Source organism: Stenotrophomonas humi, assembly GCF_001431415.1.
Classification (GTDB): domain Bacteria; phylum Pseudomonadota; class Gammaproteobacteria; order Xanthomonadales; family Xanthomonadaceae; genus Stenotrophomonas; species Stenotrophomonas humi.
This window is the reverse complement of record NZ_LDJI01000020.1, coordinates 50,206-73,275: the sequence shown is the minus strand read 5'-3', so window position 1 is coordinate 73,275 and position 23,070 is coordinate 50,206. Positions and strand designations below refer to the sequence as shown.

Below are 23,070 nucleotides of genomic sequence, written 5' to 3'. Positions count from 1 at the left end.
TTTTTCCATGTCCGACCTGCTCTCCGCCCTGTTGCTGGGCATCCTCGAAGGCCTCACCGAATTCCTCCCCATTTCCAGCACCGGCCACCTGCTGATCGCCCAGCACTGGCTCGGTACCCGCTCGGATTTCTTCAACATCGTCATCCAGGCCGGCGCCATCTTCGCCGTGACCCTGGCACTGCGGCAGCGGCTGTGGTCACTGGCCACCGGGCTGGGTGAACGCGAGAACCGCGACTACGTCATGAAGCTCGGCGTGGCCTTTCTGGTCACCGCCCTGGTCGGCCTGCCGGTGCGTCTGGCGGGCTGGGAGTTGCCGGAAACCGTAACCCCGGTGGCCTGGGCGCTGGTCATTGGCGGTGCGTGGATGCTGGTGGCCGAACATTTCGCCTCGCGCATGCCCGACCGCGACACCGTCACCTGGAAGGTCGCCATCGCCGTGGGCCTGGCCCAGGTGATTGCCGGCGTGTTCCCGGGCACCTCGCGCTCGGCGGCGGCCATTTTCCTGGCGATGCTGCTGGGCCTGACACGTCGCTCGGCGGCCGCGGAATTCGTGTTCCTGGTCGGCATTCCCACCATGTTCGCCGCCAGCGGCTATGCATTCCTGGAACTGGCCAAGGACGGGAAACTGGGCAGCGAAAATTGGACCGACGTTGGCGTGGCGTTCGCCGCCGCCGTGGTCACCGGCTTTGTGGTGGTGAAGTGGTTGCTGGGTTACATCAAACGCCGCCCCTTCACGGGCTTTGCGCTATACCGCATCGCACTGGGCATCGGCTTGCTGCTGTTTTTGCCTGCTGGAAACTGAATGCGGCGCGACAAACGCAACCCCGGTATTCATCCGTGGCCGTTTATCGTCCCGAACCTACCCACGCTCCAAAGGAGTTGTACATGAAGCGCATCCTTCTTCTGTCCCTGCCTGTCGCCATGATGGTCGCCTGCAGCAACCCGTCGAACAGCACCAAGCCAGAAACCAACGCGCCTGCCAGTACTGCGGCAGCGACGCCGGCTGTACCTGCTGCCAGCATCGACGCCGCCCAGCTGGGCGCCAACCACTGGCTGCTGGACAACGCCGTGGACGCCAGCGGCAAGCGCATCGATGGCCTGTTCGTGCGTGCGGACAAGCCGGTGACGCTTGATTTCAAGGACGGCCGCGTTGGCGCCAGCAACACCTGCAACCGCATCGGTGGTGGCTACACGCTGGACGGTGACGCACTCACCGTAGGCGCATTGATGTCCACCAGCATGGCCTGCGCCGAGCCGGGCGTGATGGAACTCGATCGTCTGGTCAGCCAGCGCCTGGAAGGCAAGCTGACGGTGCGCACGCTGGATGCTTCTACGCTGACCCTGGCCACCGCCAGCGGCGACGTGCTGACCTTCCGCGCCGAGCCGACCGCTGAAACCCGCTACGGCGGCCCCGGCGAGCAGGTCTTCATGGAAGTGGACGCACAGACCAAGCCGTGCCCGCACCCGCTGATGAAGGACGCCACCTGCCTTCAGGTGCGTGAAGTGAAGTACGACGACAAAGGCCTGGAACAGGGCAAGCGCGGCGCGTACGAGAACTTCTACGGCAACATCGAGGGTTACAACCACGAGCCGGGCGTGCGCAACGTGCTGCGCCTGAAGCGTTTCCAGATCAAGAACCCGCCGGCCGATGCGCCGTCGCAGGCCTACGTGCTGGACATGGTGGTCGCCTCGGAACTGGTGAAGTAATTCACCACCGCGAAGTGACACGGAAAGGGCGCCGCAAGGCGCCCTTTTTCGTTCTTCTGCTTTTGTAGAGCGGAGCCACACTACGCTGGATCTGCAGCGGGAATGCCGATGCCGATGCCGAGCGTGCTCGCTCGGCACCTCATCAGAGCGCCGGATTGAGCGTATAGGTGCCGTGGATGGCCGCTTCAGCCAACACATGGCCCTGCATGGCGCGGTAAACATCAGCGGCGGTGAAGGCACCTTCCACCGGCAGCTTTTCCACATCGAGTGCGAACACACGGAAGAAATAGCGATGCAGTCGTTCGTCGTTGAACGGCGGGTACGGGCCGTCGTAGCCGTAGTAGGTGCCGGCCATCTCCGCGTTGCCGGCAAACCAACCGGTGTAGTCGTTGATGCCCTGACGTGCACCGGCCGGCCCGGCAGGCTGCAGCTTGCCCTTCACGGTGAAGCCCTCGCTGCAGCTGCCGGCCGCGATGTCACGCACGGCGGCCGGGATGTCGACCATCACCCAGTGCACGAAATCACCACGCACCTGATCCAGCGGGATGCTGACGTCGGCACGGCCGACCAGCTCCGGCACGGTCGGCACGTCCGGGTCCACGCACAGCAGCGCGAACGAACGGGTGCCTTCGGGTACATCGCTCCAGGCCAGCTGCGGGTTGCGGTTGCCGGCAAAGCCATTGGCATCGCCGGCAGCGAACTCGGCCGGGATCGGCTGCATGTTGTGGAAGCTTTGGCTGTCCAGTTTCATCGTCGCTCCTTGGATCAGACTTCGGGGTAGCCCAGACGCACCGCAACCGGGGTCAGGCGCGAGAACTCAGCCGCCAGCACCGTGGCGTACTTGCGCCAATGGCCAGCCTCGATGGTGCCCGGGCCCAGGCTGCGCACCTGCGGGAAGCGCAGGCCAAAGGCCTGTTCCAGCAGCGCGCCCATGGCGGCCGGGTCATTGACCGCGTCATCGGTGCGCAGCAGCAGGTGGGCGTACAGATCCTGCTCATGCAGCTCGGCCACCTGCTCCAGTGAACGGGCCAGCCACTGCGCCGCTTCACTGGACGAGGTCAATGCCAGCGGCGCGGGTGCGCCCAGTGCCAACCATTCGACCAGCATGTCGCGCGGGTCACGGATGGCGATGATCAGGCGGCCTTCCGGCAACTGCGGACGCAGTGCCCACAGCAGCGCGTTGTCCCACCACAGCAGCCAGTCGATGACGTTGCCGTCTTCGATGCCACGCGACGGCAGCTGTTCGCGCCATTGCTGCACGAGCTGCTCGGGGGTCAGCGCGTCGGTTGCCAGACGTTGCAGGGTGAAGAAGTTCTGGAAGCCATCGTTGGGCGGGGTCGGACCGAAACGGTCACCGCGCAGCACCCGGCTGCCGGCCGCCATCACCGCCACCACGCGCTCCACGCCCGAACCCGGGGCGCCCCAGACAAACATCGGGCGGGTTGCGTTGTCCTCGGCCACGGTGCCCAGTGCCGGCCACTCGCCGGGGGCCTTGGCCTGCGGCGGCAATGGCAGACGCGTCGGCGCCAGTGCTTCGTGCAGGCTCAGCCAGGTGGCCAGTGCCGCGGCGGGATCACCGGCACGGTCCTGCACGCTGCCCAGCCAGGTGCGCAGCGCCGGATGGGCATCTTCCGGGCTGCTGTCCAGCAGCGCCTGGACGTGCGCCACGGCAGCGGCAGGCTCACGCACCAACAGGGCTTCGACGATACGTTGTTCGCCACTGGCGCGACCGGGTTCCAGTGCGACGATCCGGCGTGCGGTCGCCTCGGCATCCTCGGCCTGCTCCTTCATGTCGTGCAGGCTCATGCGTGCTTCCAGCGCCGGCAGGTGTTCGGGCATCGCGGCCAGCCAGCGGTCGACCACGTCCACCGCTTCGTCGCTGCCCACCGGCGCCACCGCCAGACGTGCCAGCCACAGGTCATGCAGCTGCGGGTTGTCCTGCAGCGCCGCTTCCAGATCGGTGCGTGCTTCGTCGTCACGGCCCAGGCGCTGCCAGGCCACCAGCAGCATCTGCAGCGTGGCGCGGTCGCCCGGCAGCTGGCTCAGCAGCGGTCGCAGGTGTTCCAGCGCCTGCAGCGGTTGGCCCGAGGCCAGTTCCAGTTCACCGGCCAGACGGCGCATGCCGGGGCTGTCGCCACCTTCATTGGCCAGCACGTCGCGCATCACTTCGGCAGCGCGGTCGACATGGCCCTGTCGCAGCGCCAGCTGCACCAGCAGCCCGCGCAGGGCCTGGGTGCCGGGGCTCAGTTCGAGCACACGGCGGAAAGCCTGTTCAGCAAAGGCCAGCATGTCCTTGCCCAGGTAGGCAAAGCCCAGCGCATGCAGCAGCCGCGGGTCATTGGGCAGCTGCTGGCTGGCCGCCGACAACACGCTCAGCGCGCGGTCGACGTCGCCACGGCGCAGCGCAACCATGCCCTGGATGCCGGCCAACTCGGGGTTGTCCGGTTCCACGCGTGCGGCCATGCGGCCCAGGCGATCGGCTTCATCGGCGTCATCGCGTGCCAGCGCCAGATGCGCCTGCATCAGGTAGGCGGAGAATTCATTCGGGTTGAGCGTGGTGCTGCGTTCCAGCGCCTCGCCGGCGGCGGCGATCTGGCGCAGCGCCAGCAGCAGGCCGGCCTGCTGCAGGTGCAGCGCGGCATCATCCGGGGCAAGCGCCAGGGCCTGCTCCAGGCTGGCCTGGGCATCGGCCAGCTGGCCTTGCTGCTGCAGGGCCAGCGCCAGCCAGCGGTGGGCCTGCGCCTGTTGCGGTTCGGCAGCCACCCACTCACGGGCCAGGGTCACACCCTCATCGGCGGCGTTGCGGCGCAGGGCTTCAATGATCTTGTCTTGCATGGCGGTCCAGCGTGAGCGCAAAAAACGCATTGTAGCGGCGATGCGCCGCATCACGGTTCAGCGTTGGATCGCCGCCACCAGCTGCTGCGCCACCCAGCGTTCGGAAAAGCCGTCGCCGCGCAGATTTTCGATGAAACCGCAGTGCCCGCCCCAGCGCGCGATCTGCAGATGCGCATGCGTCGGCAACTGCCATTGGTCGAAGGTGGCAAATGGAATCACCGGGTCGTCCTGCGCCATCAGGATGTCGGCCGGCACCTGCAGCCTGGCCAGTTTCTGACCGGCGATGGAGTAGCCGTCGAAGTAATCCTGCAGCGAGGCGAAATCGGTATGCCGATCCACCAGCCAGCCGGTCAGCGCGCGGATGTCCAGCTTGAGCACGGTGTCGTCGCAATCGGCCAGTTCGGGGAACAGCGTGCGCTTGCGCCGCAGCGAGCCGGTCCACTTGCGACGGAAATACCAGTCGTACATCACCGGCCCGCGCTCGATGCTGTCCATCGTCACCGCCGGGTCCAGCACCGGGCAGACCGAGGCCACATGCCGCAACGGCACTCCAGCTGCCGGTGCGTGCAGGGCCAGGCGCAACACGAAGTTGCCGCCCAGCGAGTAACCGGCGGCCACCAACGGCAGCATCGGGAAACGTGCGGCGATATCACCGGCAGCGTTGACCACCTCTTCAATCCGGCAGGAATGGAAAATGCCGGGATTGAGGTGATGCGTATTGCCGTGGTCGCGGAAGTTCAACCGCACCACTTCGAAGCCGTTCTGCAGCATGTGCGCGGCGGTCATGCGCATGTAGCTGGATTCGGCACTGCCCTCCCAACCATGCAGCAGCAACGCCATGCCGACCGGGACCACGCCCGGCAACCGGCTGTGCCAGGCCTGCAGGCGCACGCCGTCGCCGCCGTCCAGCATCAACTCGGTGGTGGTCGCGCCGGTGCCGGCCAGCAACTGCTGGCCGCGACGCAGCCGCACCCGGCTGGAGGCCAGCATCGACTGCAGGTGTGGATTGCGCAGCCACCGCGGCGGCTGGTAATCGGCGGCGTTCAACATGGCATGCATGCTGCGCCTGCGTGGTTGGATGCGACGTTGACCACCGCCATCCTCTAGGGCCCTTCCATCACCGCCACGATACGCGCACGCGCGGTCTCCGCGATACGACGGCGGCCTTCCAGGTCCGAGCCACTGATGGGCTCCAGGAAATGCACTTCCGCCCGCCGCGGCGCTTCGCCCAGCAGGCGCAGGAAGTTGCCGAAGAAGCTCTCGCCCGGCGCGAACGCGACCAGGGTCTGCGCATTGCCGCGCTCACCGTAGCGCAGCGCGATGGGCTGTACCGGCACGTTGGCCACGACCGCGGCCTGGAAGATCCGCGCATGGAACGGCCCGACTTCATGCCCGCCCCGGGTGCGGCCTTCCGGGAACACCGCCACCGGGCGCTGTTCCTGCAGGCGCTTGACCATCTCATCCATCACTCCGCCCAGCGACTCGGTGTTCCCGCGCTGGTGGTAGATGGTGTGGCCACGGCTGGCGACCCAGCCCACCACCGGCCAATCGGCGATTTCACGCTTGGCCACGAAGCCGACCATCTGCTGGCTGTGGACCATGCTGATGTCCACCCAGCCCACGTGGTTGGCCACAAACAGCACCGGCCCCTGCAGGGGCTGACCGTAGCGGTGCAGGCGGAAACCGAAAATCCACATCAAACAACTCGACCACCAGCGCACCACCCGGTGCTCCAGGGGATTGTCAGGCCCACCCATGTGCCCGAACGGCGGCAGCATCAGCAGCAGGATCAGCGGCAGGAACAGGACGATGTGCACCAGCAACAGCGGGACGCGGTACAGGTAACGGAACACGCGACGCACACCGCCTTGGCGGGCGGGATGGGGGGATTTCATCCGCGCACGATACCGGATGCGGTCAGGCTTCCGCCAGCGCGGGAACAGCGGCGCCGGCACCTGCACCCCAAGCCCCGAAACGTACGCCAGCGCACGCCAGGGGATGGGGCCGCCAGCGCCCCTGCCCCGCATCGCCGATGCTTCACCGCAGGGTACACACCGCAAGGACGCTATAAGGTGTAAAAGCGGAGCTCAAAGCCAAGGGGGCGAATGATGGACCGGCAGCTGCTGTCATCGACAGAAGACATGCTGCAGTTTTTTTCCACGGCGCTGGAGCAGATCGGCAACGGGGTGATCCTGTTCGATGAGTGCAACAGCATCCTGTACTTCAACCACGCCATGGAAGCGATCTCCGGCTGGTCGCGCAGGGAAGTGCTGGGCCAGAACCTGGGCATGCTGGCACCGCTGTCCATGCGCGAACGCTACGACACCCGCCTGTATCCCGGCGAAAGCAACCGGATACAGGAGTTGGCACTGGCACCGCATGACATCCAACTGGTCCGCAAGGACGGTGGCCATTGCTGGATCAGCGTGACGATGTCGCATGTCCACAGCGATGGCCGCGATATCCGCATGGCATTGGTGACCGATGTCACTGCACGACGCATGACCCAGGCACGCGAGCGACTGCTGTCGCTGGGTTTCGACGAAACCCAGAGCGCGGTGCTGATCACCGATGCCAAAGGCCGCATCGTGCATTTGAACAAGGGCTTCCGACGCCTGTTCGGCTTTGTCGATGCCGAGGCGCTGGGCCACTATGTGCCCACGCTGCTGGTGCCGGATGGCTCCTGGTCCACGCACGTCGCCGCCTATGCTTCGCGCCTGAGCGCTGGCCGGCCCATCCAGGCCGACGAGCGCGTATACCGCAAGAACGGGCAACCCTTGTGGTGCTCGGTCAGTACCAACCCGATCTTCGATGACTATGGCGCACTGGTGAACCTGGTCATCGTGCTGATGGACATCACCCGCACCAAGGTGCATGAAGTACTGCAGCACAAGATGCTCGACGCCATGGTGCGCGAGGTGCCCACCATCGAGCTGATGCAGCAGATGTGCAGGGAAGTGGAGCGGATCGCACCGCAGGTGCTGTGCTCGGTGCTGCGCCTGGAGGATGGCCAGCTGCGTACGCTGGCCGCGCCCAGCCTGCCCGATGCCTACAGCAAGCGGGTGGATGGCCTGATGATCGGGCCGCGCTGCGGCAGCTGCGGCAGCGCGGCCTACAGCGGCGAGCCGGTGCTGGCGCGCGACATCGCCAGCGACCCGAACTGGGAAGGCTTCAGTCATGTCGCCCTGCAGTACGGCCTGGCCGCGTGCTGGTCCACCCCGATCAAGGCCAGCGACGGCCGGGTGCTGGGCACGTTCGCGTTCTACTACCGGCAACCGCATGACCCGGACACCTTCCACCGCCGTCTGGTGGAGGTGATCGTGCATCTGTGCGCATTGGCACTGGAGCGCGAGGAAGCGCGCAACCGCATTCGCCGGCTGGCCTTCTACGATGACCTTACCGGCCTGCCCAACCGCAGCCTGCTGCATGCGCAGGCCGACAACGCGATCACCTCCGCCAGACACCGCAGCGATTCGCTGGCGATGCTCTTCATCGACCTGGACCGCTTCAAGCAGGTCAACGATTCCTTCGGACACCCCGGGGGCGATGAACTGCTGCGCACCGTGGCGCGGCGGTTGCAGCAGGAGATCGGGCCGACGGATATCGTCGGACGCCTGTCCGGTGACGAATTCGTGGTGGTGCTCACCCTTTGCGATGGTCAGGCTGCCGGCGAGCGCAGCGAACACATCCTGCGGGCACTGGGGCAGCCGCTGCAGTTGGGCGATGTGGAGATACGGCCGTCGGCCAGCATCGGCATCAGCGTATTTCCCCACGATGGCTGCGACATGGAAAGCCTGCTGCATCACGCCGACATGGCCATGTACCAGGCCAAGCACAGTGGCCGCAGCCACGCGCGCTTCTACAGCAGTGAAATGGACCGCAGCGCGCAGGAGCGGCTGGGGCTGGAAATCGCCTTGCGCGAAGCGCTGGAGCAGAACCAGCTGCAGCTGCACTACCAGCCACAGATCGACATCGCCAGCGGGCGCCTGCACAGCGTCGAAGCCCTCGCCCGCTGGAACCACGCGCGATTGGGTGACATCTCCCCGGGATGCTTCATCCCGCTGGCCGAAGAAACCGGGCTGATCGGGCAGCTGGGGCTGTGGGCCTTGAAGGAAGCCTGCCATCAACTCAGCTGCTGGCGCCGACAGGGCCTGGTCGTGCCGTCGATCTCGGTGAACCTTTCGCCCACCAACTTCCACAGTCCCGCCTTGTCGGCCACCATCGACCAGATCCTGCGCGAGGAAGCACTCGCCGCATCCGACCTGACGCTGGAGATCACCGAGAACGTGCTGCTGGACGCCGACCCCACCACGTTGCGCACGCTGCGCCAGGTGCATGCACTGGGCGTGCGGCTGTCGATGGACGATTTCGGCACCGGCTATTCCAGCCTGAGCTACCTGCGCCAGTTGCCGATCAGTGAACTCAAGCTCGACCGCAGCTTCGTCCACGACATCGCGCATGACAGCGTGACCAGCACCTTGACCCAGGCCATCGCCCACATCGGCCACAGCCTGAATCTGAAGGTGATCGCCGAGGGCGTGGAGAACGAGGAGCAACTGCAGCTGCTGCGCGCGCAGGGTTATCACATCGCGCAGGGCTTCCTCTTCACCCCGGCGTTGCCGGCGGCGGCACTGGCGAGCTGGGTTCGGAACAGGAGTGGCTGAGAGGCCGCTGTTGAGCAAAGGGCAGTGAACGGAGAGAACGAGCAGGAGCAACTGCGCGCAACGTGCTGAAGCGCGTCATCCCCTCCCCTTCGCCATGCGAACGGCAGGGAGCGGAAGCAACCGCCAGAGCAACAACATCGCCGTTTGCCCCTCTCACTCGTCTTCACTTACCCCACTTACCTCGGCACCACCGCCAACGTCAGCCGCGAGATACACACCGGCTTGCCCGCTTCGTTCTCGATGCGGATTTCCCACACCTGCGTGGTACGACCCACATGCAGCGCGCGTGCGGTGCCGGTGACCACACCCTCGCGTGCGGCGCGCAGGTGATTGGCATTGATCTCCAGCCCTACGCAGACCTGGCTTGTCGGGTCCACGCACAGATTGCCTGCGCTGCTGCCCAGGGTTTCGGCCAGTACCACCGATGCGCCGCCGTGCAGCAGGCCGTAGGGCTGCCGGGTGCGTTCGTCCACTGGCATCGTTGCCTGGATCCAGTCATCACCGGCAGCAGTGAAGACGATGCCCAGGTGGTCGATCAAGGTGCCACGGCTGAGTGCATTGACCTGCTGCAGATCGACCGGTTCGCGGAATACTCGGGACATGCTCGTAACCTGTTTCGGAAAGAGAAAGGAGTGCTTACAGAATCGGCACCAGGCCAGCGCCGAAGGCAGTCAGCATGCGCACCAGCAACCACTTCGGGCCGACGTCCACCTCAGGGAAATCACCCACGGCGACGTAGCACGCATGGAAGCCAGGGTCCTGTCGACGCAGTGGCGTGAGGCACTCCGGACCGGGCTGGAATTCGTAGTCGGTGGCATAACGCCACGGCCAGAAATCGAGTATGGGCAACGCTTCCGACGCCTTGCCCAGGCTGTAATTGAGGCCGGACAGCACCGGCGCCTTCTGCCGTGGCGCCACCACCCAGGAATTATTCGGATGGATGTCCCGCAGGATGCTCTGCGCCAGTTGCTCGGCGAACACCGGGTCGTCGATGATCACCGCGCCTTCGGTGTTGTAGTTCTCGCTGCGCGGGTCGAAATTGTGGGTGCCGATCACGCCGATACGGCGGTCCACCACCAGCGACTTGGCATGCAGGCCCATGCGCGCACCCTGCCGGGTGACCGGCACCGGCCGATTGGCCGGGCGCGTGCTCAGGAACGAAGGCCGGGTTTCGGTACGCAGCACTTCACGTTCCACTTCGCTGCCGCCTGGGGTGGATTTGCGCCCCGAACCGCTGCCACGCACATTGCTGCCCGCCGCGCTGCCGCCGATCACGCTGCCCCGCGAGGTGCCCCTGTCCACGTCGCCCAGCGGCGGCGGCACCAGCTTCTGGTAGTCCACCGGCGCATCCAGCGGGAACGGCTTGTATTCGTAGATGTTGAAGCCCAGCTCACGCAGGTTGCGGCGCTTGTACTTGTAGGACAGCGCATAGACCACCGGGTTGTCGGTCGCCGCCAGGCTGTTGGTGGAGACCACGACCCGCGGCGGCGCTTCGCGCTTGCGCAGGCCCTTGAACAGCTTCTGCGCCGGCTTTGAAAGCACCAGGTACGGCGTCTGCAGCAGCACTTCGCTCTGCGCTGAGTTGATCAATGCATCCAGCGTCGGCTCGGTGAGGTGCTGCCCATTGAGTGGCTCGTCTTCGCGCTCGTTGCGGTGTTTGCGCGGCAGGTCGGCCACGTAACTCACCGACTTCACCGACAACGCCGTGTCGACGAACTCGCGGCTGATGAAACCGGCATCGGAAGCCTCGGCATCCACCCTCTCGATACGCTCGGGGTAACGGAACGCGGCTTCGGGCATGGCCGGCACACCCTCGCGCAGCAACGTTTTACCCACGTCGTTCAGGCGTTCGGCCGGCACGCTGCGCTTGGCTTCCCAGAAGGCCTGGAAATTGGTGGCCATCTCGCGCGCCTCCGGCCCGGCCACTATCACGTCGCGATCGCGGAAGTTGTACTCCCGATCCCAGTCGTAATAGTCATCCTGATAATTGCGGCCACCGACCACGCCGATCACGTCATCAATCACCAGCAGCTTGTTGTGCATGCGCTGGTTGAAGCGGCGGAAACAGCACAGCACGCTGCCGGCGTAGTCCAGATAATTGAGCTTGGCTTTGCCGAATGCCGGGTTGTAGACCCGCAGCTCGAAATTGGCGTGTGCACCGGACAGGGCGCCCAGCATCTGCACGTCGGAGATCGCGGACAGCTGGTCGATCAACACCCGTACCTTGACCCCCCGGCGGGCGGCAGCCAGCAACTCATCGATCACCAGCCGCGCACTGTCGTCGGTGTCGAAGATGTAGGTCTGCAGGTCGATACTGCGGGTGGCGCTGCGCAGCAGGTTCAGCCGTGCCACCAGCGACAGCTCGCCCTCATCGAGGATGGTGGCGTAGTGGCGTGGCACCTGCTCGGTGGATTCGGCCATGGCACGGCCACCCAGCGCGCGCAACGGCGAGTCCAGTGCGCAGCGGTCCGGCTGCGTGCACTCCACCGTGGTCGAGCGTGCCGATACCGCGATGCCTTCGGCCCGGGCACGCTGCTGCGGTGACAGTGACGCACAGCCACCGACCAGCAGCACTACCAGCAGCAGGAAAAGCCGCGTCAGTGCTGTCACGGTTGGGATGCGCCGACAAGGCGCGTACGCAATATAAAGGTCACTCGATCACCCAGAGCCATCTGCCAGCTGTCCATGCCGTAACGACCGCGCAGGACGGTACCTCGGCTGACAAGGTCGCAATCATAGCCGGGCCTTGCGCATTCAGGTTCTGCCAGACGCAGTGTTTCACGGCGGCTGATACCACGGATGGTCAACCAGCCCTGCACTTCCCCGCCGCGCTCGATCACATCCGGCGAGTAGGGATCGGACTGGTACTCGATGAGCGGGTAACGCGCCACGTCGAAGAAATCCTCGCCCCGCATCCACGCGGTGTAACGGGGCTTGTCCGGAATTTCCACGTATTGCGCATACATGCGCAGCCGCACCTGATGGCGACCATCGGGTAGCTGGGTGCTCAATGCCTCGAAGCGCGGGAAGTTTCCCTCGATTTTCTGTCCGAACCGGGTGCGTATCTCAAAGCCGAACTGAGAACGCGCCGTATCAATCTGCGGCAGTGTCGCTGGCGGTTTGGCAAATGCCGCGCCCGCCAGCGCCCACACCATCAGCAGCAACATCCCCCGTACTGCTGCCATGCGCTTACGGCCACCAGAACGCTGCCAAACGGGCAATCCCGGGCTCGATCGCGGCTTCCATCGGAAGTGACAGCACCGCCACTGCGGCCGGCGGCATGCCACGGTAATCGCCGGACTGGCCGCTGTGCATCAGCGCCACCAGCTGTTCCAGGCCCGGATTGTGGCCCACCACCAGCAGCCGCTCGACTTCGCGGTGTTCGTCCAGCAGTGCCGCCAGGGTGCCGGGCGCAGCATCGTAGATGCGTTCTTCCAGGCGCTGCTCGACATAGCCGGTGAGGCTGAGCACCGCTTCCAGGGTTTCACGGGTGCGCCGCGCCGGCGAGCACAGCACCCGGTCCGGCACCAGCCGCTGCTCATGCAGCCAGCGCCCGGCGGCTTCGGCCTCGGCCAACCCGTGCGGGGAAAGCGGTCGGTCGATATCGGCTTGGCCATTGTCGGCCGGTTCGGCATGGGCATGCCGCAGCAAGATCAATTCACGCATGGGCGGGTAGTACTCCTGTCAGGCCTTGTTCAACCATTTGAGTAGCGGGTCCCAATCCTGCTGGTGCTCGCGTACCTGGGCGGAGTGATAGTCGAACAGGCTGCGTCCCAGCCCGACCATCACCACGTAACTCTGGCTGTCACGCAGCTGCGCGACAACGTCATACGGCCACTGCGCCAGCATCTGCTGGGCCTGTTGCGAGGTCTGCGTCCATGGCTTGGTGCGGTTGAGCACCAGCCCCACCGGCAACGCCCGCGAATGCACGCGCTTGATCTTGGAAAGACTGTTGAGGAAGCCGACGATGGCTTCGATGTCCAGCGCCGACGGCAGCACCGGCACCACCACTGCATCAGCCAGGTCCAGGAACCGTTCCAGGTCCTCGGCATAGGCACCGGCCGGGGCATCGATGATGACCTGCTCGGCGCCGTCGGGAATGAGTTTTTCCCAGTTCTTCTTGCGGTGCACGTCCACCGGCAGCACGGCGCTGTCCAACATGGAGCGCCGCTGCGCCCAGCGTGTACTGGAGCCTTGAGGGTCGGCGTCGGCTATCACCGTGGCCTTGCCGGCCAGGGCCGACTGCGCAGCCAGATGGGTGGCGATGGTGGTCTTGCCGACACCGCCCTTGGAGCCGGCTACCAGGATCGTCTTCATGCACGCCTCGCTTCCGCTGAACCTGTCCGCAGCGTACACCGCAGCGCATCGCCAAAGGTAGTCACCGGGTGAGGAAGCACCCGATCCTGCGTTATCGTGTGCTCCCCCGGATGGAACCCCCATGAGCGAACTGCAGGACCTCACCGCGCTGATCCGCGCCAATACGCCGTTGATCGTCATCCAGACCCAGGACGAGGCGCGGATCGTCGAATTGTTCCGGCAGGCATTGATGCACGTCTGGCGGGCGCTGCACCGCTGGTCCATCACCGAGGGCCTGCGCCGCATCGACATCGACCGCGAGGACGAAGCCTACGGCCCGCCCGACGCCAGTGCGGCGTTGCGGATGATCCAGGACGCCGACCAGCGCGGCATCTACCTGCTGCTCGATTTCCACCCCTACCTGGGCTACGCCAGCCACCAGCGGCTGCTGCGCGACATCATCCAGCGCCGCCACAGCCAGCCGCATGTGCTGGTGCTGGTCGGTGCCAAGGTGGAGCTGCCGCCGGAGCTGGAAGCACTGGCCACGCGCTTCAACCCGCGCCTGCCCGATGCCAACGCCCTGCTGAAGATGCTGCGCGAAGAAGCCGCCAGTTACGCCAAGGAGCATGGCGGCCGCCGGGTGGAAGCGGACCAGGACGCGGTGCAGCAGATCCTGCGCAACCTCAGCGGGCTGAGCATGACCGACGCCCGCCGCATCGCCCGCCAGTTGATCTACGGCGACGGCGCACTGCGTGCCGACGACCTGCCGCAGCTGGCCAAGCTCAAGTTCGAACTGCTCAACCGCAGCGGGCACCTGCATTACGAATACGACTCGGCCCGTTTCGCCGAGGTGGCCGGCGCGCGCCGGCTCAAGCGCTGGATCGAACAGCGCCGGGCAGTGTTCGTGTCCGGCACTGCCCCGCCCGGGCTGGACCCGCCCAAGGGCATGCTGCTGCTGGGCGTGCAGGGCTGTGGCAAATCCATGCTGGCCAAGGCCACCGCCGCCGGCTTCGGCGTGCCGCTGCTGCGGCTGGATTTCGGCACGCTGTACAACAAGTACCACGGCGAGACCGAGAAGAACCTGCGCGACGCGTTGGCCTCGGCCGAGCAACTGGCGCCCTGCGTGCTGTGGATCGACGAGATCGAGAAAGGCCTGGCCAGCAACGGCGAGGACGGCGGCGTCTCGCGACGCGTGCTCGGTTACCTGCTGACCTGGATGGCTGAGCGCAAGGGCGCGGTGTTCATCGTCGCCACCGCCAACCAGGTGCAGGAACTGCCGGCCGAACTGCTGCGCAAGGGACGCTTCGACGAGATCTTCTTCGTCGACCTGCCCTCGCCCGATGCCCGGGTGGAACTGCTGCACCTGCATCTGCTGCGCCGCCAGCTGGTGCCGGAGAACTTCGCATTGTCGGCATTGGCAGCCGCGAGCGACGGCTTCTCCGGTGCCGAGATCGAACAGGCCGTAGTCGCTGGCCTGTACGCCGCGCATGCCGAGGGCAAACCGCTGGACACCGAACTGTTGATGGCGGAAATCCGCAACACCCGCCCACTGTCGGTGCTGATGTCGGAGCAGGTGCAGGGCCTGCGCGACTGGGCCCGCGAGCGGACGGTACCGGCGGATTGAGCGTCTCCCTGAGATCACTCCACCCGCTCCTGCGGCATACGTGCCGTACCGGTGACCAGAATCGACCCGCGTATCCTGAAGCATGACAACGCCACGATCGTCGCGTTGTCCGCGGCCGATCCTTGCGCCTACTTCCACCCCATAACGGACGGTTGCCAATCATCCGGCGGCAGTGCCGCTACGCCATGCACCGCCAGCAATCGTCGCATCGCAGGCAGTTCACCGGACTCGCTGATCCAGCGCATATAGTCCTGCGAGTCTGCCGGCAATCCGTTCGATCCCTCTTCCTGCAGCGCCATCGCACGCTCGATGGTCCAGTACAACTGACGCTTGCGCTCCTGCCACCGCTTCCGTGCTGTCTCGTCCTCCGCATAGCCGCCCAGCTTGCTGATGCCGAAGCTGCTGAACAATGCAGAACTACTGTCAGCCATCATTGCTGCCAAGTGCAGGCATCCCTCCTTTCGTTCACCGCCCTCGGTTGCCGGGCATTCCCGATGGAAAGGGGTCAGGACCGGTATCCAGGACGCGGCTAACGCGTACACCATTATCTGCCGCGGCGTATCAGGATCAATGGCGGGTTCCGCGGCGTCCGCCGGCAACTGCATGCCTTGCGTCATACGGTCCAGCAGGCCCAGTCCTTCGGCATATTCATCGACAAAACGGTTCGCCTGCGTTGCCCGCGTCCACGCCCGCGCCGCCTCCTGTGCATCACCCTGCGCAACGGCCATCCTCCATAACAGCAGCTGCGCCACCACGTCATCGGCTTCGCGCGTACGCAGTGTCTGGATCGCTACCGGGATGTCACATCGCCCGCCCTCAATGCAGCGGCTCACCGCCGCGCGTGCGATCACCGGCTGGTCGCTGCCGACGCGGATGGCCTGTTCCATCCAGGCCTCGCTCTGGCTGGGCGCCGCTGATCCACGTGCAGCTGCCGATAGCTCCGTCGGCAATGCCAGGCGCGAAGCCACGAACAATTCCAGCGGCTTTCCGGTGGCTGCCAGCTCCCTGGCTCTCTGCAGCAACGGCGTGTGGAAATCGACTTCACCGGATTGAGCCACGGGCGCATTGGCGTTCGATCCGCTGACCGTGCCGGAGGCGCACAACAACGCGCCAAACAGGAGAACAAATGCCTTGCTGCCCTTCATCAGCCGACTCCTTCCTGGAATGGATGGGACATACGCCCCATGCAATGTTGTATCAGGTCATCCGGCCCAGCACCCACACCCAGGCCGGCAGCGTGACCAGCGACAACACGATGCCGTAGCCCACCATTGCCGCGGCCAGGCGCGGCGCCAACCGGTGCGAGATGGCAAGAGCAGCGGCGGTGATCATGGTCGGCATGGCGGTTTCCAACACGTTGACGCGCAGCATCTCGCCCTGCAGGCCGAACACCAGCGACAACGGGATGGCCGCCGCCGGCAGCACCACCAGTTTGAGCAGCAATCCGATCGACAGTGGCGCCAGCTCCGCGCGGGTCAGCCGCAGCTGGATGGTCAGGCCCACCGCCAGCATCACCAGCGGCAACATCGCGTCGGCCAGGCCCTTGAGCGCCGAAGCGATCCACGTCGGTGGGGTGGCCGGCATCAGCGTCAAGGCAAACAGCAGCGCCCACAACGGGGGAAATTTGAGGATGCGCAGCAGGATCTGTGCAGTGGTGGGTGGCGTGTCGCCGCTGTAGCGCGCCAGCACATAAAGGCCGAACGTCGAAAGCAGCACGAAGGTACCGAACTGGTCGTAGACCACCGCATAAGGCAGTGCGTGGTCCCCCAGCAGCGCGCGCACCATCGGGTAGCCGATGAAACTGGAATTGGTGAGCGCCACGCACAACAGCAGCACCGCATGCACCTGCCGTTCGAAGCCAAACAATCGTGTGGCCAGGCTGACCAGCGCCAACGTCAACAGCATCAGCAGCCATGGCGTGACGATGATGCCAACCAACGATACGTCCAGTTCCAGTCGTGGCACATAGGTGAGCACCGCAGCTGGCAGGCACACATAGAGCACCACTTTGTTGAGGGTGTCGGCAGCGTTGTCCGGAAAAGTGCGGAAGCGTGCGAAGACCATGCCCAAGGCGAGCATGGCCAATATCAATGCGAATGCGTCGAAGGCCATGGCCCAAGCATGCACTGCCGCAAGGGCCTATGGAATCGGCATCCGACCTAAGTCTGATAAGGATGCAGTCGTACGCGGATGATGGGGTTCGGACCCTGCCGGACGGTTACCCTCTTTCAGGGCATCGGCGATTTATCTGTCAGGTTCGCCGCACGCGGGAGGTGACTGCCCTGTCGTGGCGTGGCGTTGAACGTTCTCTGCTCGTCATTCCCGCCAAGGCGGAAATGGAAATGACGGACTGGAAAGCAGGCGCAATGCATGAGCAGGAGCCAGCGCCCCTTCTCCGATCCTTCCTTCCCACCAGAACTTCTGGCCTGACCCGCACCCCTGCGACGTCAGACCTTCAACTCACGGCCACGCCGGCGGATTGGCCGCCCAGCTCTGCTGCACCTCGGCCAGCTGGGAGCGCTCGGCGTCCTTCCAGGTCGGCAGCAGCTGCGCGAAGCGATTGGTGTCGCTCCACTGTTCCGGCTCGGTACGGACGGCCGCGGCAAACCAACCCACGGCTTCGTCCTTGCGGTCCAGCTTCCACAGGACCAGCGCCAGCGTCGGCGGCATCCACGACGGATTGCCCCGCGTGTTCTCGCCCGCCTTGAGCCACAGGCCCAGTGCACCTTCGGCATCCCCCCGCCGGTACAGATCCCAGCCCTGGTTCCAGCGCAGACTGCGCGCCTGCACCGAGTTCTCGGCAACGGCAGCCAATGCCTCCTGGTACAGCCTGGCACCGAGCTCATCGCGGCCTTCGCCATACGCGATGCTGGCCAGTTGCGCCGTGGCTTCAACCCCCTTGCGGCCACGCTCACGCAGTTTCATCAGCTGATCGACAGCGTCCGCCTGCTCCGGCGGCACCGCATGGATCGGCTTGGCGGCCGCGTCTTCATCAAAGTAGAACTCGACAAGCTTGGGCAGGCTTTGCGCCTGCACATTCGAAACAGCCAGGCCGACCAGCAACGCTGTGCCGGCCGCCATACGACTCATTACCCCCATGACTGCAATCCCCGTGAAACAGTTGACAAGCCAAGTGGCTGATCCTAACCGCTCCCAGCCCCTGACGCGACTGCGTTACAGGGTGATGAAAGCGGCGCTGTTACAATCGCCGGCCGCCGCCTGCGCAGCAGTGCGGTGCCTGCCGCCAGCCGCTTCTGCAATAGGCCAGCCATGACCAGTACCGCCGAACTCACCTCCCCCGCCTCTGCCAACACGCCGTTGATTGGCGTGCGCGACCATGACTACACGCTGGAACACAAATACACGCGGGCCGACGGTCGCATTTATCTGAGCGGCGTGCAGGCACTGGTACGCCTGCCATTGATGCAGCATCAGCGCGACGTGGCCGCAGGCCTGAACACCGGCGGCTTCGTCAGTGGCTACCGTGGCTCGCCGCTGGGTGGCTTCGACCTGGAACTGTGGCGGGCGCGCAAGCACCTGGACGCGGCCAAAGTGAAGTTCGTGCCCGGCCTCAACGAGGACCTGGGCGCGACCATGGTCTGGGGCACGCAGCAGACCAACCTGTTCCCCGGCGCCAACGTCGATGGCGTGTTCGGCATGTGGTACGGCAAGGGCCCGGGCGTGGACCGCTGTGGCGACGTGTTCAAGCACGCCAACGCCGCCGGTACCTCGAAGCATGGTGGCGTACTGGCGCTGGCCGCCGACGACCATGCCTGCCGCAGTTCGACCCTGCCGCACGGCAGCGAAGAGGAATTCGTCAGCGCGATGATGCCGGTGCTGAACCCGGCCGGCGTGCAGGACATCCTCGACATGGGCCTGGTCGGCTGGGCGATGAGCCGTTACACCGGCCGCTGGATCGGCTTCAAGACCATCGCCGAGACAGTGGAGTCGTCCGCATCGGTGGACGTTGATCCCTTCGCCCGGCAGATCATCCTGCCGGAAGATTTCGAGATGCCGGCCGCCGGCCTCAACATCCGCTGGCCCGACCCGCCGATGGATCAGGAGATGCGCCTGCACCGTTACGCGGTGAAGGCCGCGCAGGCGTTTGCCCGCGCCAACGGCATCGACAAGGTGGTGATGGATTCGCCGCAGGCGCGGCTGGGTATCGTCACCACCGGCAAGAGCTACCTGGACGTGCTGCAGGCGCTGGAATACCTGGGCCTGGACGAAAAGGCCTGCGCGCAGATCGGCATCCGCGTGTACAAGGTCGGCATGACCTGGCCGCTGGAACCGCAGGGCATCGGCGCGTTCGCACGCGGCCTGGAAGACATCGTCGTGGTGGAGGAGAAGAAGGCCTTCATCGAGCGGCAGATGAAGGAATATTTCTACAACTGGCCGGCCAACTGGGGCGCGCGCCCGTCCATCGTCGGCAAGTACGACGAACAGGGCGAGTGGATCCTGCCGTCCACCGGTGAGCTGACCCCGGCCACGATCGCCGGCGTCATCGGTCGTCGCATTCAACGCTTCTTCAACACCGAGTCCATCGAACAGCGCCTGCGCTGGATGGACGAGAAGGAAGCGGAGATGGCGCTGCCGCGCGCGCAGTTCCCGCGTGTGCCGCATTACTGCTCCGGCTGCCCGCACAACACCTCCACGACCGTGCCGGAAGGTTCGCGTGCGCTGGCCGGCATCGGTTGCCACTACATGGTGACGTGGATGGACCGCGACACCGACACCTTCACCCACATGGGTGGCGAAGGCGTCACCTGGGCCGGGCAGGCCACCTTCACCGACACCGAGCACGTGTTCCAGAACCTCGGCGACGGCACCTATTTCCACAGCGGCTCGTTGGCGATCCGCCAGGCCATCGCGGCCGGCGTCAACATCACCTACAAGATCCTCTACAACGATGCGGTGGCGATGACCGGCGGCCAGCCGGTGGACGGCACCCTGACCGTGCCGCAGATCGCCCACCAGATGCGTGCCGAAGGCGTGTACACCATCGTGCTGCTGTCCGACGACATCCAGAAGTGGAAGTCGCGTCGCCACGAGTTCCCGTCCGATGTGGAATTCCACGACCGCGCCGAGCTGGACGCGGTGCAGAAGCAGCTGCGCACGGTGAAGGGCACCAGCATCCTGATCTACGAGCAGACCTGCGCCACCGAGAAGCGCCGCCGCCGCAAGCGCGGCAAGCTGGTCGATCCGCCCAAGCGCACGATGATCAACTCGCTGGTCTGTGAAGGCTGTGGCGATTGCGGCGAAAAGAGTTTCTGCGTGTCGGTACTGCCGAAGGAAACCGAGTTCGGGCGCAAGCGCGATATCGACCAGTCCAACTGCAACAAGGATTTCTCCTGCACCACCGGCTTCTGCCCGAGCTTCGTCACCGTGCACGGCGGCCAGCTGCGCAAGGGCAAGAAGAGCGACGCGGCCAGCCTGCTCGACAACCTGCCGGCGCCGCTGTTCCGCACCGATTTCTCGCAGCCCTGGAACATCCTGATCACCGGCGTCGGTGGTACCGGCGTGGTGACCATCGGTGCGCTGCTGGGCATGGCCGGCCACCTGGAGGGCAAGGGTGCCAGCGTGCTCGACCAGACCGGCCTGGCGCAGAAGGGCGGCGCGGTCACCACGCATATCCGCATCGCCAACACGCCGGCCGACATCCACGCCGTGCGCATCGCCGCCGGTGAGGCCGACCTGGTGCTGGGCTGCGACATGGTGGTGGTCAACGACTACTGGGCGCTGTCCAAGGTGCGTGCCGAGCGTTCGCAGGTGGTGCTCAACACCTACGAAGCGATGCCCGGCACCTTCACCACGCATCCGGACATGCAGTTCCCGGCCGCCGACATCATTGCCGGCGTCAAGGTAGCGCTGGGCGGGCGTGATCCGATCCTGCTCGATGCTACCCAGCTGGCCACCGCGCTGCTGGGCGATGCCATCGCCTCCAACCTGTTCATCCTCGGCTTTGCCTGGCAGCAGGGCCTGGTACCGCTGTCGCTGGAATCGCTGATGCGCGCGGTGGAGCTCAACGGCGCTGCCGTTGCGATGAACCAGAACGCGTTCGCCTGGGGCCGCCTGGCCGCGATTGATCCGCAGGCGGTGCAGCAGGCCGCCGGGCTGGTACGCAATACGCCGACCCATGCCGAACGCGCGCCGGGCGCGCTGCACGAACTGCCACCGGGCGACTGGGAAGGCAGCGAAGCCGGTGCCCCATCGGCACCGCGCAACCCGGGCAACGAGCCGGAAGTGCGTGGCCTGCCGTCGGCCAGCCAGAACAGCGGCGAAGCCAACTTCGCCACGCTCGACGACGTGCACCTGTCGCGCTCGCTGGATGAACTCGTTGCCCGTCGCAGCGCCTTCCTCACCGACTATCAGGACGTGGCCTACGCCAACCGTTACCGCGCCCTGGTCGATACGGTGCGCACCGCCGAGCAGCACACCCTGCCGGGCAGCACCGCGCTGACCGAGGCAGTGGCGCGCTACTTCTTCAAACTGATGACCTACAAGGACGAGTACGAAGTGGCACGCCTGTACACCAGTGGCGACTTCCACAAGCGCGTGCAGCAGCAGTTCGAAGGCGATTACCAGGTGCGTTTCCACCTGGCGCCGCCGCTGTTCGCCAAGCGCGACGAACAGGGCCAGCTGCAGAAGAAGGAGTACGGCCCGTGGATGTTCAAGGCTTTCGGCCTGCTGGCCAAACTCAAGGGCCTGCGCGGCGGGCGTTTCGACATCTTCGGCTACACCGAGGAGCGACGTGGCGAGCGCCAGCTGATCGCCGACTACGAGAAGACCCTGCAGGAGTTGCTGGGCGGCCTGGATGCACGCCGGCTGGCGCTGGCAGTGGACATCGCCAGCATCCCCGAGCACATCCGCGGCTACGGTCACGTCAAGGAAGCGCACCTGCACGAAGCCAAGGCCCGCGAAGCGGCGCTGCTGGCCACGTGGCGCAACCCGAAGGCGCTGCATATCGTGCAGATGGCGTAAGCCGATAGAGCAACGCATGCATTGCATCTGAAAAAGACAATGCATGCGTTGCATGCTTCATCGAGGCGGACGAATCAGCTCCCGCGACGATTTGTTCCCGCACAGGTTGCACGCGACCACGCACAACCTGTGCGCGTGGCACTCGATAGACAGCTCGTCGGGAAGTCGCTCGCCGGGGAAGTGGGTCACCCGTTAGCGCGTCTGGAAATCCATCGATATCAGCGATGGCCGCGCCTGCCCACCGACCTGCGCCGGCGTCCATTGGACGGACAGGACCATCTGTTTCTCCTGATCGGTCAGGGCGAACCGGGAAGGGTAGGAAACGATGGCGGCCTGCGGCGTTCCCTCGGCATCCAGCACAACCACGACGCAGGTCAAGCTGCTGCCGGAGCGCATCCAGATGCCGCGGGGAAACCTTGGCAGCTTGTTCACTGGCTTCGGCTCCACCTCGGCGGATTCGCCGATGACGTGATCCGGGAAAATCTTCTGGATTTCTGCCAGAAGCGGCGCTTTCTCGCATGATTGGATAGGACGATCACGCGCCAGTGCGCTGTTGGCGATCAACACGAACGCTGCAGCAACCACGATCTTGAACATGTGATCCGACCCTCCGTTGGTTGAGATCTGAAGAATCCACTGAATGGTGAATGTGCAGCCCGTTAGCGGGTGGGCTGCACATTCGTCACCACCTGATTCTGGGAGCGTTGGGTCTGGCCAGCGATGTGGCGCTGACCACGCCCCGCGCTCAGCGGCGTGACGCTGGTCTAGATTAAATCTTCCAAGGCCGCTTCCGGCCACAAGCAGCCTTCCGGCTAGTATCATCTTTGATTGTCAACTCAAGATTTGTTTACGAACGTCAAGACGCCTATCGAAACTCCATGGGGCGCCATGACTGAGTCTGCGCGTCAGAACATATTCATTGGCGGCAAGGCAGGAACAGGTCAAACTCCTTTACGATCAATA

18 protein-coding genes are annotated in these 23,070 nt (G+C 65.2%); 5 read left to right on the top strand and 13 right to left on the bottom strand.

The annotated features are described in order from the left end of the window. The first annotated feature begins 7 nt into the window (after positions 1-7). On the top strand, positions 8-802 hold the full coding sequence (locus ABB26_RS10785) for an undecaprenyl-diphosphate phosphatase (protein ID WP_057633965.1): 795 nt from the start codon (positions 8-10) through the stop codon (positions 800-802). A gap of 83 nt (positions 803-885) precedes the next feature. Further along, positions 886-1,707, top strand: coding sequence for an META and DUF4377 domain-containing protein (locus tag ABB26_RS10780; RefSeq protein ID WP_057633964.1), 822 nt, complete (start codon positions 886-888; stop codon positions 1,705-1,707). A 142-nt stretch (positions 1,708-1,849) separates the two neighbouring features. Here ABB26_RS10780 and ABB26_RS10775 read toward each other — a convergent pair whose 3' ends face one another. From ABB26_RS10775 to ABB26_RS10760, 4 genes are read right to left on the bottom strand one after another with little or no spacing between them, the layout of a single operon-like run. Next, positions 1,850-2,458, bottom strand: coding sequence for a YbhB/YbcL family Raf kinase inhibitor-like protein (locus ABB26_RS10775; protein WP_057633962.1), 609 nt, complete (start codon positions 2,456-2,458; stop codon positions 1,850-1,852). A 14-nt stretch (positions 2,459-2,472) separates the two neighbouring features. Continuing rightward, complete coding sequence (locus ABB26_RS10770) at positions 2,473-4,542, bottom strand: tetratricopeptide repeat protein (protein WP_057634139.1); 2,070 nt, start codon at positions 4,540-4,542, stop codon at positions 2,473-2,475. 57 nt (positions 4,543-4,599) lie between these two features. After that, entirely contained in the window at positions 4,600-5,589 is a 990-nt protein-coding gene (locus tag ABB26_RS10765) for a YheT family hydrolase (protein ID WP_211261962.1), read from the bottom strand. A gap of 56 nt (positions 5,590-5,645) precedes the next feature. Then, a complete protein-coding gene (locus ABB26_RS10760) occupies positions 5,646-6,437 on the bottom strand; it encodes a lysophospholipid acyltransferase family protein (protein WP_057634134.1) in 792 nt (263 codons plus the stop codon). Positions 6,438-6,650: 213 nt separating this feature from the next. On the opposite strand from ABB26_RS10760, the gene ABB26_RS10755 reads away from it, so the two are divergent. Continuing rightward, positions 6,651-9,206 carry an EAL domain-containing protein gene (locus tag ABB26_RS10755; RefSeq protein ID WP_083490792.1) on the top strand — a complete coding sequence of 852 codons (2,556 nt, stop codon included), beginning with the start codon at positions 6,651-6,653 and terminating at the stop codon, positions 9,204-9,206. Between the two features lie 176 nt (positions 9,207-9,382). Here the strand turns inward: ABB26_RS10755 and ABB26_RS10750 are convergent, their stop codons facing one another. From ABB26_RS10750 to ABB26_RS10730, 5 genes are read right to left on the bottom strand one after another with little or no spacing between them, the layout of a single operon-like run. Beyond that, the gene (locus tag ABB26_RS10750) at positions 9,383-9,808 is read right to left on the bottom strand and encodes a hotdog fold thioesterase (RefSeq protein WP_057633960.1); all 426 of its coding nucleotides are present in this window, start codon (positions 9,806-9,808) and stop codon (positions 9,383-9,385) included. A 34-nt stretch (positions 9,809-9,842) separates the two neighbouring features. Then, complete coding sequence (locus tag ABB26_RS10745) at positions 9,843-11,816, bottom strand: phospholipase D family protein (RefSeq protein WP_057633959.1); 1,974 nt, start codon at positions 11,814-11,816, stop codon at positions 9,843-9,845. Further along, positions 11,813-12,373: a YceI family protein gene (locus tag ABB26_RS10740; RefSeq protein ID WP_425477257.1), complete on the bottom strand. Its 561-nt coding sequence runs from the start codon at positions 12,371-12,373 to the stop codon at positions 11,813-11,815. The genes ABB26_RS10745 and ABB26_RS10740 overlap by 4 nt, the downstream gene beginning before the upstream one ends. A 22-nt stretch (positions 12,374-12,395) precedes the next feature. After that, on the bottom strand, positions 12,396-12,872 hold the full coding sequence (locus ABB26_RS10735) for a SixA phosphatase family protein (RefSeq protein WP_057633953.1): 477 nt from the start codon (positions 12,870-12,872) through the stop codon (positions 12,396-12,398). Between the two features lie 18 nt (positions 12,873-12,890). Further along, positions 12,891-13,523, bottom strand: coding sequence for a ParA family protein (locus tag ABB26_RS10730; RefSeq protein ID WP_057633952.1), 633 nt, complete (start codon positions 13,521-13,523; stop codon positions 12,891-12,893). A 121-nt stretch (positions 13,524-13,644) separates the two neighbouring features. On the opposite strand from ABB26_RS10730, the gene ABB26_RS10725 reads away from it, so the two are divergent. Next, the gene (locus tag ABB26_RS10725; RefSeq protein WP_057633950.1) at positions 13,645-15,126 is read left to right on the top strand and encodes an AAA family ATPase; all 1,482 of its coding nucleotides are present in this window, start codon (positions 13,645-13,647) and stop codon (positions 15,124-15,126) included. 128 nt (positions 15,127-15,254) lie between these two features. Here ABB26_RS10725 and ABB26_RS10720 read toward each other — a convergent pair whose 3' ends face one another. The 3 genes from ABB26_RS10720 to ABB26_RS10710 all read right to left on the bottom strand — a co-directional run bounded on the left by ABB26_RS10720 (position 15,255) and on the right by ABB26_RS10710 (position 18,225). Beyond that, positions 15,255-16,013, bottom strand: coding sequence for a tetratricopeptide repeat protein (locus ABB26_RS10720; protein ID WP_211261957.1), 759 nt, complete (start codon positions 16,011-16,013; stop codon positions 15,255-15,257). Between the two features lie 310 nt (positions 16,014-16,323). Next, positions 16,324-17,238, bottom strand: coding sequence for an AEC family transporter (locus tag ABB26_RS10715; RefSeq protein ID WP_057633947.1), 915 nt, complete (start codon positions 17,236-17,238; stop codon positions 16,324-16,326). A 348-nt stretch (positions 17,239-17,586) separates the two neighbouring features. Beyond that, positions 17,587-18,225, bottom strand: a complete 639-nt coding sequence (locus ABB26_RS10710) for a tetratricopeptide repeat protein (RefSeq protein ID WP_057633944.1) — start codon at positions 18,223-18,225, stop codon at positions 17,587-17,589. Between the two features lie 171 nt (positions 18,226-18,396). Between ABB26_RS10710 and ABB26_RS10705 the strand changes: the two genes are divergently transcribed. Then, a complete protein-coding gene (locus ABB26_RS10705) occupies positions 18,397-22,107 on the top strand; it encodes an indolepyruvate ferredoxin oxidoreductase family protein (protein ID WP_057633941.1) in 3,711 nt (1,236 codons plus the stop codon). A gap of 192 nt (positions 22,108-22,299) precedes the next feature. On the opposite strand, the gene ABB26_RS10700 is transcribed toward ABB26_RS10705, so the two are convergent. Then, on the bottom strand, positions 22,300-22,704 hold the full coding sequence (locus ABB26_RS10700; RefSeq protein ID WP_057633940.1) for a hypothetical protein: 405 nt from the start codon (positions 22,702-22,704) through the stop codon (positions 22,300-22,302). Positions 22,705-23,070 lie beyond the last annotated feature (366 nt).

Excerpts from the sequence above, each read along its gene's own strand:
- ABB26_RS10725 (WP_057633950.1), top strand. The coding sequence starts at position 13,645 with ATGAGCGAACTGCAGGACCTCACCGCGCTGATCCGCGCCAATACGCCG.
- ABB26_RS10755 (WP_083490792.1), top strand. The coding sequence starts at position 6,651 with ATGGACCGGCAGCTGCTGTCATCGACAGAAGACATGCTGCAGTTTTTT.
- ABB26_RS10705 (WP_057633941.1), top strand. The coding sequence starts at position 18,397 with ATGACCAGTACCGCCGAACTCACCTCCCCCGCCTCTGCCAACACGCCG.
- ABB26_RS10730 (WP_057633952.1), bottom strand. The coding sequence starts at position 13,523 with ATGAAGACGATCCTGGTAGCCGGCTCCAAGGGCGGTGTCGGCAAGACC.
- ABB26_RS10785 (WP_057633965.1), top strand. The coding sequence starts at position 8 with ATGTCCGACCTGCTCTCCGCCCTGTTGCTGGGCATCCTCGAAGGCCTC.
- ABB26_RS10735 (WP_057633953.1), bottom strand. The coding sequence starts at position 12,872 with ATGCGTGAATTGATCTTGCTGCGGCATGCCCATGCCGAACCGGCCGAC.
- ABB26_RS10710 (WP_057633944.1), bottom strand. The coding sequence starts at position 18,225 with ATGGGGGTAATGAGTCGTATGGCGGCCGGCACAGCGTTGCTGGTCGGC.
- ABB26_RS10780 (WP_057633964.1), top strand. The coding sequence starts at position 886 with ATGAAGCGCATCCTTCTTCTGTCCCTGCCTGTCGCCATGATGGTCGCC.
- ABB26_RS10700 (WP_057633940.1), bottom strand. The coding sequence starts at position 22,704 with ATGTTCAAGATCGTGGTTGCTGCAGCGTTCGTGTTGATCGCCAACAGC.
- ABB26_RS10740 (WP_425477257.1), bottom strand. The coding sequence starts at position 12,373 with ATGTTGCTGCTGATGGTGTGGGCGCTGGCGGGCGCGGCATTTGCCAAA.
- ABB26_RS10775 (WP_057633962.1), bottom strand. The coding sequence starts at position 2,458 with ATGAAACTGGACAGCCAAAGCTTCCACAACATGCAGCCGATCCCGGCC.
- ABB26_RS10760 (WP_057634134.1), bottom strand. The coding sequence starts at position 6,437 with ATGAAATCCCCCCATCCCGCCCGCCAAGGCGGTGTGCGTCGCGTGTTC.
- ABB26_RS10720 (WP_211261957.1), bottom strand. The coding sequence starts at position 16,013 with ATGGAACAGGCCATCCGCGTCGGCAGCGACCAGCCGGTGATCGCACGC.
- ABB26_RS10715 (WP_057633947.1), bottom strand. The coding sequence starts at position 17,238 with ATGGCCTTCGACGCATTCGCATTGATATTGGCCATGCTCGCCTTGGGC.
- ABB26_RS10750 (WP_057633960.1), bottom strand. The coding sequence starts at position 9,808 with ATGTCCCGAGTATTCCGCGAACCGGTCGATCTGCAGCAGGTCAATGCA.
- ABB26_RS10770 (WP_057634139.1), bottom strand. The coding sequence starts at position 4,542 with ATGCAAGACAAGATCATTGAAGCCCTGCGCCGCAACGCCGCCGATGAG.